This window comes from Mycoplasmopsis arginini, from assembly GCF_900660725.1.
GTDB classification, from domain to species: Bacteria; Bacillota_I; Bacilli_A; order Mycoplasmatales; family Metamycoplasmataceae; genus Metamycoplasma; species Metamycoplasma arginini.
Genome location: NZ_LR215044.1, coordinates 79569 through 93276, shown reverse-complemented (window position 1 = coordinate 93276; position 13708 = coordinate 79569). Strand labels below are relative to the sequence as shown.

The window sequence follows — 13708 nt, the reverse complement described above, 5'->3', positions numbered from 1 at the left end:
AAGCTACCTACGAAATTAAAATCGTTGATATCTTGCCTGCTCAAGGAGACCTATTTTTTACTATTTGTTTTTATCAAATAATAAAGGAATTTCAAACTGAATTTCTTGATTTTCATATTTTGGTTCAATATAAATGCCATATTGAGTTTTTACTTTATTAATTTTTTCAGTATTGGTTGATAATGTAATTATTCTTCCTTTAAAAACAAGTTTTGAAGAGTTTTTTCAGTCTTCTTGATCAAAGCCTTTTAAAGTGATAGGTGAAGTAAAAATAATTGGCGAATAAAAATTGTTTGTTTCTGTTACAAAATTTGAAATTATTTTCATTTCTTCTAAATTATCATTTACTTTAAATGGCTCGCTAAAAGATCATGAAATATCTAGTAGAGATGGAAAGTTATCTATATTATTTGAAATTTTTTCGTTAATTTTTTCAATATAAGATTTAAATGCGTTTTTGTATTTATTAATTTTTTCGTCAGAAAAATTGTCTTTTATATTAATTGGTAAAAGTAACTTATACAAAATTTGTTTTTTTATTGATTCAATAAATTCATTTGTAAACTGATTCTTCTTTTCTTTAATTGCTTCATCATTATATTTTTTTGTATTCTCTGAAGTAACAATTGGAAAGTTTTTGATAACAAAATCAATTGGCGTATTTCCTTTTTGTTTAAATACCAAATCTATAAATAAAGTATTTTTTGAAATTGAATCAATTACAAAATTTTCATATTCAATATTTCAATTTTTTTCAGGTCTTAAATTTTCTGCTAATGCATAATCTTTAAATAGTAATTTGAAATTATCTTCGCTTGTATTACTAATTATCTTAGACATAACATCTTCTGGCGTACCTTCAATTTTTACACCTTTTTTAACTGTTATTCTAATATCCTTGTTATTTAAATTATTTGAATTAAAAGAATATTTCTTAACATGATTATATCAATAAATTAGTGCCTTAGAAGGTTTAGATAAATTAATAGCAACTGTGGCAATAACAATTGATGAAAGCGCAGCTGCTGAAAAAGTTCAAAATAAAATTTTTCTCACTTTTTTAGCTTTAACTACATTTTGAGCATGCTTCTTATGTTTTAGTTGATCTTCAGGACTAACATCTTTATCGATTGAATCTTCTCAATCAAATTCTATTTTTTGGTTTTTTTTCTTCATTATTCCCCAATTCCAAATTCAGTTGTTTTTTCATTAGTATCAACCAAGTTAAAATCTTATAATATTTGTTTAGCATCATTATTAAATGAATAAATTTGAGGTATCTCCTCTATTTCAATTGTTTTTGTTTTTTCATCTTGATTACTTCTAATTTCTTCGGTTTCAAATTCTATATCATTTTCATCAGAAGAAATATTTTCATCTTTATTTAAGTTGTTTGTTAAATCTGAATTAACTTCTTCAAAATCTATGGTTTCATCATTATTTTCATCGTTAAATGTAGCATTTTCAAAATTAAAGTTATTAATTTCAGTAGTTTGTTCAATTTCAATATTTTCACTATTATTTTTTTCGATATTATCTCTTGAAAATTCTAAAGTATTTTCTCTTTCTAAAAAATCATCTTCAATTATTTCTCTAGAAAGATGTTTCATTTCATTTTCATTATCAGATTCTTCTATTTCTTCCAAGTTATTCAATTCTTTTTCATCAAATGAAAAATCTAATTTGTTTTGATCTTCACTGTTTTCTAGTTCAATGTCTTCAAATGCAAAATTATTTGTTAAAGAGTCTGTTTCTTCTACTTCTTCAATTTCTTCATTAGCCAATTCCACAAAATTATTTTGGTCTTCAAACTCATCAATTTCATTTAATGATAAATTATTATTTGAATCTTCTTCAACATAAAAATCGTCAATTTCATCTGAATTACTTTCATCATCATTTGAATTCTTTTCATCTAAAATTTGTTGATTAGTATCTTGAAAATTAATTTCTTGATTTAAATTTGAAGCTAAAATAGATTGTTCAAGATTTTCGCTCATCTCATCAACGATAATTTGATTTTCTTTATTTTTAATTATGAAGTTATTAGCATTTTTTTCTTGATTAATTAAACCTTTTACATATGCAAAGATTTTATTTTTAATTATCGGTCATTCAATTTCAGAAATAGTAATAATTGGATACTCTTTAGCTTCTAAGAAATGAATGTTATCTTTAAAAATTAAGTATTTACGATAATCATTTTTATAATTAAAATTATCAAGAATAAAGCCTTGAACTAGTTTATTGTTTAATTTATTAATTAAAACAATATCAATTGATTTTGTTCCAACAGAATAATTTGTTTTTAAAGTTAAATTTTCATCATCAATTAATTGTCTTAACTCATCTAAAACATCTACTTTAAATTTAATATCTTCAGGAATTGAAATTAATTTAGTAGCTAAATAATCTTCAACCTTATCTAAATAATTTTTCTGTTCTTCAATAGATAAATCTAAAAACTTTAATCATTCTTTAAAAGTAATCATATCTACTGTTGAACGTTCAGTAATTTCAATATCTTCGGCATATATTGACTTAACAACAAAAACTTTCTCTTTTGCTCTTGAAATAGCAACGTTTAAAGCATTTTTACCACCTTTTCTTGCTACATAAGTATTGTATAATGTTGTATTCTTATCATATACAACTGACATAATAACTAAGTCAGCTTCATCGCCTTGAATATTTTCAATATTTTTAATAACAACCTTTTCACTCATTAGCGCTTCTTCTAATTCCGGTTCGTTACCAAAAATTCTATTGATTAAATATTCTTGTTGTTTAACGTTAAATACTAAGATTATTATTTTATTAAATTTGACTAAATTATCTTTAGCTAATTCAATAACTTTCTCCCCTTCTTCAACGTTCATACTATTATCTCAAGTACCATTAACTTGAAATACTTCAATTGCTTTTTCATCTGATAAAGATAATTCATAATTATCAATTACATCCAGTTTTGAATCATAAAAATGTTTAGAAGAAAAAGTCATTAATGTCGCTTTCTTAGAACGATAGTTTTTATCTAAAAGTAAAGAATAAACACCACGCGCTTTAGCATAATCTAATAATGACTCAATATTTCCTAAGTCATCTTCCTCATCAAAATTATATGTTGCAGAGAATCATCTTGTTGGTTGCATTTGTTGACTATCACCGGCTAAAACTTTTCTTTTAGCTAAATATAATATTGGAATCCCTTTTTCAATAAACATTTGCGAAGATTCATCTAAAATAGCAAAGTCAAATTCTTGTTTTTCTCACATTGATAAATCTAATTCTGGAGTAGTAATGATAATAGGGAATAGCAACTTAATCATTTCCTTATGTTTGTGGAAAAACTTGTATGGTTTTAAATGTCCAGTTCTAATTGCCATTGCAAATGATGTGTATTGTGATTTTTGCTCATCAGTAAAATTTGTCATTTTTTCAAATGTTTTTTCTAAAAGCATTTTTACAATTGTTTTATCATCATTTAATTTAACAGTTTTATTTGTTAATATCTTCTTATATTGATTACTAAAATTTACAATTTCTTCAAAATTAACTAAGTTAACGTATTTTAATGCTTCATTAATATCAATAGTCATTAAGCTTTCATCAGCTAATAATAGATCAGCCATATTCTTGATTTTCTTGGGAACTATTGTAAAAATATGGTGTTTTTTATTGTAATTAGCTTCATATAATTTTTTAATAATTTCTTTACGATCATTAAATTCACTATTAATATTATAGTTTAGACTTTTATCTAAAAGTTTTAAACTTTCATATGTGTTAACAGTAAAATTACCATTCATAATGGCACTATAAAAATTAATAATATTGTCAAGATTTTTAGTTTGTTTAATTAAATTAACATTATCAACATAATTTTCATCTTCATCGGTAAAAACACTAAAACCTTCTTCTTTTTTAGAACTTTGGTAGTTTTCTAATAAATGTATAAATTCACGTAATGGTTCATAAAAGGTTTCTTGTCTTAAATTTTTATCATTTAGAGCAAATAAGCAAAAAATAGATAATTTCTTCATTCTATTTCTTAAAACATCTAAAGCGGCTTTCTTTTGACTAACAACTAATGCTGAATAACCTCTGGTAATAATATTTACAATTAAATTAGAAATTGTTTGAGATTTACCGGTGCCCGGAGGACCTCAAATAATTGTGTCTTGATATAATGATGAAACAGTTGCTACATCTTGCGAAAAATTTGTTTCTTGAATTTTAAATAATTTAAATTTATTATCAAAAATAACTCTGTTAACTTTCTCTCTGTATAAATTTTTATTAAAATTAGGGTTTAAAATTTCATCAAACTCATCATTTTCGATAATTTTTTTCATTTGATTTCATAAATAACCAGAAGAAACATTATAAAAACCTAAAACTATTCCAGGGTGAAATTCAATTGCAGTGTTGTTAATTGTTTCTACAGTCAAATGTTCAACACCCCTTCTTAAAGTTTCAGGCATCTTAAATAGTGGTGATCAAATTGTTTTAAATTTTTCAAAAACATCTTGAATTGACAAATTATTAAAATCAAAAGAATCAACATTCAATGAAAAGCCTTCTTGGTTTAGAAAAGTAACAAGTTTACTATTAACTCTTATATCTGAATTAGAATGTAAATAAATTAAAGAATTTTTTACTTCGATCAAAATCTCTTTAAAGAAAAGTGGCGCATAAATTGTTTTATTTTCTGTTTTAATTGAAATATAAAAAAAACCAATATGTAAAGGTCATATATTAGTCTCAATATTTATATTTTGGGCTTTATTTAAAATTTTCTTTCATTTAACAATTGATTTTTGAAATTCTGTTTCTTGGTTGGCAATAATAATATTTTTAGCTTTTTCAAAACTTGAACCTAACATTTTAAAAAGATTATCTTCAATTCTTTTATTGTACTCTTTAAAAATGCTTACAACTTCACTTTTAGTTTTAGCTTCTCTTACTTTTTCAGCTATAGTTCTATTAGCAACTTCTGATAAAACACAATCAATATTAAATTTTGTGTAAATTTTATCGAATGTCGATTCACCAAAGTTTTTTAAAACATCAAAATATTTTTCATTATCAATTGTGCTAAATAAAGATGAATCATTAGTATCAATGTTAAGAAGATTAGCCATTAAAGTTTGATATTTTGTATTATTTGAACTCATCTTACTTTACCTCATTAATTAACTCTTCAATATGTTTTGCTGTATTACCAACAACTAATGAAATACTTTTGCTTTGAAATGTCAAACCAGTAACTCCATCTAAGTTTTTAATATTTAAAGCATCAACTTTATTTTTTTCATAAAAATTTATTTTTACAACTTTTTGAGTTGAAGTTACAGATTCAATATTTTCTTTTCCACCCAAATAATCAACTAATTCATCAAAATTAAAATTAAGCTTAGTTTCTTTACTTAAATAATCTTTAGTTTTAGTTTGTTTATACTTATTTTTTCAGTAAACTAAAATAAGACCAAAAGTTAAAATAATTAAAATGACATATAAAAATTTATTTCTTGAATTCATTGCAATCCTTTATATAAGTTAATAGTTTTATACTTTTAAATTATATTTTAATTTAAAATTAAAAACTAAAATTATTTAATTAATTGAGTTTTTTTTAATATATGTTAAAAATTGCTTATGATTTTTAAATGTTTTCAACTTATTTTAAGGTTAAAATTAATTATTTAACAATTATTGACTTTATTAAATAATTAATTATTTAATATAGTAAATTTTTTAAAAAAAGTAATAAAATTTATAAAGACTTTGTTATTTTTTAAACAAACATTAGAACTTATGTGAAATTTAAACAAGGAGAAATAATGGCTAAAAAAAGAGTATTAAGCGGAATAACTGCAACCGGAAAGTTAACTATTGCAAACTATATTGGCGCCATTAAAAATATGGTTAAATTACAAGATGAATACGATAGTTATATTTTTATAGCTGATCTTCATGCTTTAACATTACCAATTGATCCAAAAGTATTAGAAGAAAATCGTAGAAATATTTATGCTTTATTTATTTCTTGCGGTATAGATCCTGAAAAATCTACGTTATTTTTTCAATCAGATGTCATGGAACATGGGTTGATGAACTGATTGATTTTAACAAACACAACAATTGGTGAATTATCAAGAATGACGCAATTTAAAGATAAATCTTCTAAAGTAAAAAGCTCAAATGGAATGGAAACTATTCCTACTGGTTTATTGATGTATCCAACATTAATGGTAGGTGATATTTTACTTTATAATGCTGATTTAGTTCCTGTGGGAATTGATCAAAAACAACATGTTGAACTAACAAGAAATTTAGCCCAAAGATTAAATAATAAATTGAATATTGGCTTTAAGATTCCAGAACCATATATTCCAAAAGTTGGAGCTAAAATTATGTCATTGACCGAACCAACTAAAAAGATGTCTAAGTCAGATACTAATGAAAAATCATCAATTTATTTACTAGATGATCCTGAAAAAGCATATAAAAAGATATTAAAAGCAGTAACAGATTCAGAAGGAAAAATATATATTTCTGATGAAAAACCAGGAATAAAAAATTTATTAACAATTTATTCTTCATTAAAAGATATTGAATTAGAAGAAGCAGAAAATTATTTTAAAGATAAAAATTATGGAGAATTAAAACAAGAAGTTGGATTATTAGTTAAAGAATTTTTAGAAAAAATTCAACTTAAATATAAAGAAGTAATAAAATCAATTGATAACTTTGCAAAAAAAGGAGCACAAAAAGCTTCTAAAGTAGCAAATGAAAATCTTAAGAAATTAATGAAAGGATTAGGCTTAAATAATGAAAGCAAATAATAAACTTAACCACTCAACCAGCCATTTACTAGCTGCAGCAATTTTAAAATTATATCCAAATACAAAATTAGCAATTGGTCCAGCAATTGAAGAAGGTTTTTACTATGATTTTGAATTTGAAAGTCCTATTTTAGAATCAGATTTACCCCGTATTGAAAAACTAATGAAAAAAATGGCTGAGCAAGGTTATGAAACTAAAAAAGTTGGACAAGAATTTTTTTCATTTGAAAATCAACCTTACAAAAAAGAATTATATGATGAGTTTTCTTCAGAAGGAAAAGAAATAACCTTTTTCCAATTTATTCATCCAAAAACAAATGAAATTTTATTTACTGATCTTTGTGCTGGTGGTCATGTTGAAAATACTAAAGAAATAAAACACTTTAAATTATTATCAACAGCAGGAGCTTACTGAAGAGGTGATTCTAATAACAAGATGTTAACTAGAATTTATGGAACTTCATGAGAAACAAAAGATGAATTAGATCAATATCTTCAAATATTGCAAGAAAGAAAAGAAAGAGACCATAGAAAAATTGGCAAAGATTTAAATTTATTTATGTTTAGCCAATTATCAGGACAAGGTTTTCCAATTTGATTAGAAGATGGAATCAAAGTTCATAATGCAATTGAAAATTATGTTTTAAAACTTGATAGAAAATTTGGATTCACTGAAGTTTTAACACCACATTTTGGTGAAAAGAAACTATATGAAATTAGTGGTCACTGAGCTCATTATCAAGATACAATGTTTAAACCAATATTAATGGATAATGAAACATTAGTAGCACGTCCTATGACTTGTCCTCACCATATTATTCTATTCAATTCAACAAGACGCTCATATCGTGACTTGCCTATTCGTTATTCAGAACAATCAAGACTTTATCGTTATGAAAAATCTGGAGCATTATCTGGACTTGAAAGAGTTAGAGCAATGGATTTAACTGAAGGCCATGTTTTTGTAAGACCCGATCAAATTAAACAAGAGTTTAAACACTTATACAAGATGATTTTAACCGCTTTAAAAGATTTTAATATTGAAATTGATCATATTTCACTTTCTTTAAGAGATCCTAACGATAATGAAAAATTCTTTAAAGATGATGAAATGTGAAATAAGGCTGAAAACGATTTAAGAGAAGTTTTAAAAGAATTAAATATTGAGTATAAAGAATTTATTGGGGAAGCTGCTTTCTACGGACCTAAAGTTGACTTCCAAGTTAGAACAGTTCTAAATAGAATTATTACTATGTCAACATTACAACTAGATTTCTTACTTCCACAAAGATTTGATATGAAATTTGTAAATGACAATGAAGAGTTTGAAAGACCTGTTTTAATTCACCGTGGTTTAATCGGAACATACGAAAGATTTATTGCTACTTTATTAGAACAAACTAAAGGTGTTTTACCATATTGATTAAGTCCAAGACAAGTAACAATAATGCCAATTACTAGCGAGTTAAATGATTATTGTCAAAAATTATATGAAGAATTTTTAGATTTAGATATTAATGTTAATGTCGATTTAAGAAATGAAAGAATCAACAAAAAAATCCGTGAAGCACAAATTCAAAAAACTAAGTTTATTATTGTCATTGGAAAACAAGAAGTTGAAAATAATCTATTAGCTGTGCGTGAATATGGAAGTGATCAAACTACAACATATTCTAAAGAAGAATTTTTACAAAAATTATTTACTTTAAAAAGAGAATTAAAGTAAAAATAAACGTTAAGTTATTATAATGAACCCCAAAAGTTGGACCAAGTAATTTGGAAAAACTTTTGGGGTTCATTATAATTTTCTAAAGATTTAAAATAAGTTAAAATAAAATCCCAAACACTTTTTGTGCTCGGGCTTTATTATTCGAATAATATTAAATATTAATTACTAAATATTATTTGTTAAACGTAATGAAACTAAAACAATGTTTGCAACAATTAAAATTGTTAAAATTGCAAATAATATTCAGAATGCTTTTTTGTCTTTTTTTGATGTTCCAAAAATTGAAGAATTTGATTTTCATGCGCAACCTGTGCATGTGCTTGCAAAACCTGTTATAACATATTCAAATGATTTTGACGATTTACCTTCGTGTTCTAAATGATATGTAACAACAACATTGTTTTCAACTTGAGCAATTTTTTCAACAACTGTTGTATATTGTGATGTTGATTTAACATCTAGTGATGAAATTTGCGAAGCTTTTCTTAATGAAGCATTTTCAACAAAGAATGTTGTTTTAGCAGCTTCTTCATTTAGGTTAACTGAAATTTTTTTAGCCTTTTTAGGAGCTGGAGCTGGTTTATCAACTAAGTCTTCTTTTTCGATGTATTCAATAGCTTTTTCGTTTTGAACTTTTTCAGCTAAAATTTTGTCAACAATAACACGTGCTTTAGTAATATTAACACTGCCACGGTAAGCACCGTTTTGGTGGAATCATACACGTGTATCATTTTTTGTTTTTTCGCTAACTCTGATAAATTCTAAGACCGCATCAACAAATTCATTAAAGTTACCTGAAATTTTTTGGTTAGCTTTTTTGAAGTTGAAAGATACTTTTTTATCGTCATCAAATTTTTCAGAGATATAAAATCTTTCTAATGTGCTTTTTGCCATTTTGTCTCCTGTATTTTTTTGTAATAAATATTTTTTTATACGTATACAATTTAAATTTTAAAGAAAAAATAAAAAAAATAACAAATTTAACTGAAATTCGTTATTTATTGATATTTTTGTTTGAATCAATCTTTTTCAATAGATTAATTATTAAAAATCAATATATTGATATCAATTATTAAAGACTGCTAATTAATCTTTTTATTTGTTAATAATTCATATATTTTTTCAACATTTTGAGTAGTCAAAATTGGCTTTAGACTCTTCTTAATTTCGTACATAAAATTACATAAATCACTAACATGTGTATAAGCTAAATGGCCCGGATAGTTATTAATTTCAAACTCTTTAACATTATCAAAAATTAAAACTCCTATTACCGGAAGGTTGTTTGGCAAAAGCGGTAAAATGTCTTGAATATTTTTATTTAAACTTCAAAATAAATTATTAATACAGTATTTAAATTTATCAGTGTGTAAAAATCATTCACGACTATTAAAATCACCTTCTAATAAATTACCTAAATCATTTATTTGATTTAAAACAAATAGACCATAACTATTAATAATAATGTGACCAGATAAAACAAAATCACTTTTATTAATCTTATATTTTCCGCCTTCGATAAACTTACTATTATGAATAAAGTTATTTATTTTATTAACTTCTTCAAATAATAAATTTTTTTCGGAACCCACAAGCGCTTTTTCGGTGTTGGCTCTTTTCTTGTTTTTAAAATGTCGAACAATGAAATATATATCTAAAGCAAGAATAACTGCTGTGAAACAATATATTACAATTAATATTATGACCATTTGTGTTTCCATAAAACTCCTTATTTTAAAATATAACTATTTAATTTTTTTCTAATTTCTTTTCAATTTTCAAAATATTTACTCAATAAGTTCCAAAATTCTTTTGAATGATTAGCATGAACTAAATGACAAATTTCATGAAATGCTACATATTTAATCATTTCGTCACTGAAATATATTAAATCCTCACAAATATTTAAAGTTTTAGTTCGAATATTTATTGATGCTCATGATGTTTTTTTCTTTAATATTTTATAAGTTAAATCAATTGTTTTTTGCAAAATCATCTTAACTGCTTCTTCTGCAAAAAATTTAAATTTAATTAAAAGTTTTTCTTTTAAAAAATTTTTAATTATTTCTTCTATTGTTTTGCTACTATAATCTTTAGAAAGTTTTAAATATTCGAATGAGTTATTTACCTTAAAAATTATAAAATTACTTGTTAAATCGTAACTTATTAATTCTCCAAAGCAATAAAAACTTTGATTTTTTGTATTAATTTTTAATTCTCTTTCGTTTATAAAGCGTGGATTTTTTATGGCTTTAGTAATAGACTTAACTAAAAAATTTTCAAATCTTGAAGTATTTAAGTGTTTAGGATTTAATCTGAAAATTAAATTGCCAGATTCAAACTCAAAATAAATAGCTCTAGCAGATTTAATATAAAAAATATGAACCTCGTATTCTTTATTATTTATTATTCTTTTTATAATTAGATCAGGACTTTTCATATAAGAATATTTTAATAAAATTAAAATAATTTGATATTAATTGATTAAAAACATTAAAAAAACTTAAATTAAGCAAAAAAACTTATTTAAATATAAAAAAATTGTTTTTTTTATGTAAAATTATGTATGCTAATTAATTTTTTAGCAAGAAAGGCAAAAAAATGGCAAATATTAAATCAAAACAAAAAGCAATATTATCTAACGAAAAAGCTAACGCACGTAACTCAGCTATTAAATCAACTGTTAAAACAGCTATTAAAAAAGCTAAATTAGCAGCATCAACTAATGATGAAAAAGTAGCTGAATTAGTTGCTAAAGCACACCATGAAATTGATAAAGCTGTTTCAAAGGGTGTTTTACACCAAAACAATGGTGCAAGAAAAGCTAGCCGTTTAGATGCATTTATTGCTAAATCAAAAAATTAATTTTTTTGAACCAATTTATTTTAAAAACCGGGTAATTCTCCGGTTTTTATTTTGCGTATTTATTAATCTTTATATGTTTTTGTTTTTTAATTGCAAAAACTAAAACAAACTCGCCTTTAATAGGCTCTTTTTTTAGTGTCTCTAAAACTTCCAATGGAGTTCCTTCATAATCTTTTTCATGCAACTTTGTTAATTCTTTACACAAGTAAAGATTTACATTATCGCCAAAAACACTATTAAAGTCTTCTAAGGTACTTATAAGTTTATAAGGTGAAACATAAGAAACATAAATTCCCTCAGTAATCTTTTTTAGTTGATTAATTCTTTCTCCGCTTTTGTCCTTTAAAAAACCAATAAAACTAAATGTTGAACCTAAGTTAGCTTTAATAAAAGCATGCGTGAATGCCGTTACTCCACCAATAACATCTACGAAAATATTTTGTTTTTTAGCTTCGCTTATTAAATTAAAACCAGGATCGGAAATACATGGCATTCCAGCATCAGATATTAATGCTACATTTTTACCAGATAATATTTGTTCAATTATTTTTGGAGCTAATTGTTTTTCATTAAACTTATGATAAGCAATTAATTTTTTATTATTAATTTCAAAGTGTTTCAATATTTTTTGACTTACTCTTATATCTTCACACAAAATAATATCAACTTCACTCAAAATACGTATAGCACGGAAAGTAATATCTTCTAAATTACCAATTGGTGTACCAACTATATATAGTCTAGATTCCATAAAATTCCTCTAATTTTAATAATAGATTACTTTTTTGTAAATTAAAGTTTGCAGCATTATTTATGTTGTTTTTTACTTCTTTTAATAAACTAATAATTTTATATATCGGAATATAATCAAATGCTTCTTGTTTAAATTTAAAATCATTAAAAATATCTAATTCCTTTATACCTTTTTTAATTTTATAAATGTCCATAAAGGCCATTATTAGAAAATTTAAAATTATTTCCTTATTTTCATAGTTAAAATTAATAATTAATGATTGAAAAAATAAAAGTGGGTTTTTATAATATAAACTAATTGATTTACTTAGATCATTAAAAATATAAATTAATTCCTCATTATATTGAGTATTTATCGTTTTAAAAAAACTAGCAAAAGGTTTAGATTTATCAATATTTGTTTCATCATTTTTATGATTAATTTCAATGATAAAAGCACGTGATTTAATTGTTTTAATTACCTGAGATATAAAATTACATGACATTATAATAATGGTGTTATAAGGAGGATTTTCTAAAAATTTAAGCAAACTATTTAATGAATGTTGTGTTCCATTTTCAATATTTGATATAAATAAAATTTTTTTCTTATTCTTAAATAAAATTGATGTTTCGGTAGTTTCATTCATTGAATCTAAAATAGTTTGTTTATTAATTGTTTGATTTTGCCCATCGATATAAAAATACAGCTCACCAAATTTTATATCACTAAATTTCTTAAAATTATCATGATTTACCTGAGAAATAAAATATAAAAAATATTCATCAAAACTTTTAATGTTTTTTGATGAAAGCAAATAAACTTGACTTAATTTGTTTTCCTTAAGAGAATTATCAATGATATTTTTAAAAACAGAATCGATCATTATAATACATTTTCTTTTTTAAGAATATCTACTACTTTATTAAATAGTTCAATAATTGAACAGTTAGCGTTAATAATACGATATCTCTCAGGGTTTTTAGCTATTACTTTTTTATAAGATTCGCGCAATGAAACATAATAAGAAATATCAGAAGTTTCTAGGCGGTCCATTCCTTCGCGCATCTTAGTAATTCTTTCAACTGAAATAGAGGGCTCTAAATCAAAGAAAATTACAAAATCAGGTTCAGTTTGATTGGTTGCTATTTTATTAATAATCTCAACATTTTCTAAAGTTGCATCACCTAAAACACCTTGATAAACATATGAAGAAGTTGTATATCTGTCAGTTATTACGTTTTTATTTTCTTCTAAAGCAGGTCAAATACCTTTCTCCAAATTTAAACGACGGCTAGTGGCAAATAAAAGTGCATCTACCATTGAACTAAATGAATTTTCATTGTCTAAAATTAATTGTCTAATTTTTTCAGCTTCTTTTGAAAATGCCGATCCTGGTTCTCTTGTAAAAACAAAATTATCAATTAAGTTCTTTGTAATTAATTCATTTTTTAGCATTTGAATAATTGTTGTTTTACCCGAACCATCCATTCCTTCAAAAGCGATAAATTTTCCTTTTCTTTGCATAAATAA

Annotated in this window: 12 protein-coding genes; 3 read left to right on the top strand and 9 right to left on the bottom strand. The window is 24.2% G+C overall.

Going from position 1 to position 13708, the window contains the following annotated elements; genetic code table 4:
- Nucleotides 1-60 precede the first annotated feature (60 nt).
- From EXC38_RS00390 to EXC38_RS00380, 3 genes are read right to left on the bottom strand one after another with little or no spacing between them, the layout of a single operon-like run.
- Nucleotides 61-1176 (bottom strand): hypothetical protein, encoded by a 1116-nt coding sequence (locus EXC38_RS00390; RefSeq protein ID WP_129694431.1) that lies wholly within the window; start codon nt 1174-1176, stop codon nt 61-63.
- 56 nt (nt 1177-1232) lie between these two features.
- The gene (locus EXC38_RS00385; RefSeq protein WP_129694430.1) at nt 1233-5177 is read right to left on the bottom strand and encodes an AAA domain-containing protein; all 3945 of its coding nucleotides are present in this window, start codon (nt 5175-5177) and stop codon (nt 1233-1235) included.
- A 1-nt stretch (nt 5178) separates the two neighbouring features.
- Nucleotides 5179-5541, bottom strand: coding sequence for a PTS sugar transporter subunit IIB (locus tag EXC38_RS00380; RefSeq protein WP_060823476.1), 363 nt, complete (start codon nt 5539-5541; stop codon nt 5179-5181).
- Between the two features lie 302 nt (nt 5542-5843).
- Here EXC38_RS00380 and trpS point away from each other — a divergent pair, with 302 nt between their 5' ends.
- Nucleotides 5844-6848 carry a tryptophan--tRNA ligase gene (gene trpS / locus EXC38_RS00375; protein ID WP_129694429.1) on the top strand — a complete coding sequence of 335 codons (1005 nt, stop codon included), beginning with the start codon at nt 5844-5846 and terminating at the stop codon, nt 6846-6848.
- The gene (gene thrS / locus EXC38_RS00370) at nt 6835-8574 is read left to right on the top strand and encodes a threonine--tRNA ligase (RefSeq protein ID WP_129694428.1); all 1740 of its coding nucleotides are present in this window, start codon (nt 6835-6837) and stop codon (nt 8572-8574) included. Before trpS ends, thrS begins: the two co-directional genes overlap by 14 nt.
- 168 nt (nt 8575-8742) lie before the next feature.
- Here thrS and EXC38_RS00365 read toward each other — a convergent pair whose 3' ends face one another.
- From EXC38_RS00365 to EXC38_RS00355, 3 genes are all read right to left on the bottom strand, one after another.
- Complete coding sequence (locus EXC38_RS00365; protein WP_129694427.1) at nt 8743-9471, bottom strand: hypothetical protein; 729 nt, start codon at nt 9469-9471, stop codon at nt 8743-8745.
- A gap of 188 nt (nt 9472-9659) precedes the next feature.
- A complete protein-coding gene (locus tag EXC38_RS00360) occupies nt 9660-10298 on the bottom strand; it encodes a hypothetical protein (protein WP_129694426.1) in 639 nt (212 codons plus the stop codon).
- An 8-nt stretch (nt 10299-10306) separates the two neighbouring features.
- Nucleotides 10307-11017: a YgjP-like metallopeptidase domain-containing protein gene (locus EXC38_RS00355; RefSeq protein ID WP_129694425.1), complete on the bottom strand. Its 711-nt coding sequence runs from the start codon at nt 11015-11017 to the stop codon at nt 10307-10309.
- A gap of 161 nt (nt 11018-11178) precedes the next feature.
- Between EXC38_RS00355 and rpsT the strand changes: the two genes are divergently transcribed.
- Nucleotides 11179-11442, top strand: a complete 264-nt coding sequence (rpsT, locus tag EXC38_RS00350) for a 30S ribosomal protein S20 (protein ID WP_004415559.1) — start codon at nt 11179-11181, stop codon at nt 11440-11442.
- A gap of 46 nt (nt 11443-11488) precedes the next feature.
- Here rpsT and rsmI read toward each other — a convergent pair whose 3' ends face one another.
- The 3 genes from rsmI to tmk are packed head-to-tail and all read right to left on the bottom strand — an operon-like array spanning nt 11489 to nt 13702.
- Nucleotides 11489-12193: a 16S rRNA (cytidine(1402)-2'-O)-methyltransferase gene (rsmI, locus tag EXC38_RS00345; protein ID WP_129694424.1), complete on the bottom strand. Its 705-nt coding sequence runs from the start codon at nt 12191-12193 to the stop codon at nt 11489-11491.
- The gene (locus EXC38_RS00340) at nt 12183-13061 is read right to left on the bottom strand and encodes a DNA polymerase III (protein ID WP_129694423.1); all 879 of its coding nucleotides are present in this window, start codon (nt 13059-13061) and stop codon (nt 12183-12185) included. Before EXC38_RS00340 ends, rsmI begins: the two co-directional genes overlap by 11 nt.
- On the bottom strand, nt 13061-13702 hold the full coding sequence (tmk, locus tag EXC38_RS00335) for a dTMP kinase (protein ID WP_129694422.1): 642 nt from the start codon (nt 13700-13702) through the stop codon (nt 13061-13063). The genes EXC38_RS00340 and tmk overlap by 1 nt, the downstream gene beginning before the upstream one ends.
- Nucleotides 13703-13708 lie beyond the last annotated feature (6 nt).